The following is a 440-nucleotide window of genomic DNA, read 5'->3' as shown; positions in this document are numbered from 1 at the left end:
AGGTTTTTTTATTAATTCTTCGCATTTTAGTAACAAAGTCTTGAGCAATCAGCGCGTTAGTGTGACTTGCGAAAACGATGATTTCATCAGCATCAAGCAATAGGTGTTGTGCAAGCTGAAGGTTTTCAGGGTCAATCAGCGACAAAGTATCTTGAAGTGTATTTTGTTGTAAGGCACTTATCTTATTTGCAATGGAAACTAAATGATCTGATTGATTGAATGGAAAATTAGCATCAATAGTCGTAAAGTGACTATTTAGATAACGCCATTCTTCAAGATAAGCTTCTTTCAAGTCTGTCCAACCAATAAAACCTAGTTTCTTTGCCACACGAATGAGGCTGGTAGGATTGGTATGAGTAAGATCAGCTAGTTTTTGGGTCGTCATATCATGAAGTTGTTCTGGATGTTCAATAAGGTAAAGTACAAGTGATTGTTCTGCA

1 protein-coding gene is annotated in these 440 nt (G+C 36.6%); it reads right to left on the bottom strand.

The window, feature by feature from the left end; genetic code table 11:
- Nucleotides 1–440, bottom strand: a 440-nt coding sequence (locus tag RT405_RS10575) for a MurR/RpiR family transcriptional regulator (protein WP_396163712.1), incomplete at both ends; no start/stop codon positions are given.

It is taken from the genome of Carnobacterium sp., assembly GCF_032094055.1.
Classification (GTDB): domain Bacteria; phylum Bacillota; class Bacilli; order Lactobacillales; family Carnobacteriaceae; genus Carnobacterium_A.
The sequence above is the reverse complement of the archived record's forward strand: the minus strand, read 5'-3'. Positions and strand labels throughout refer to the sequence as shown.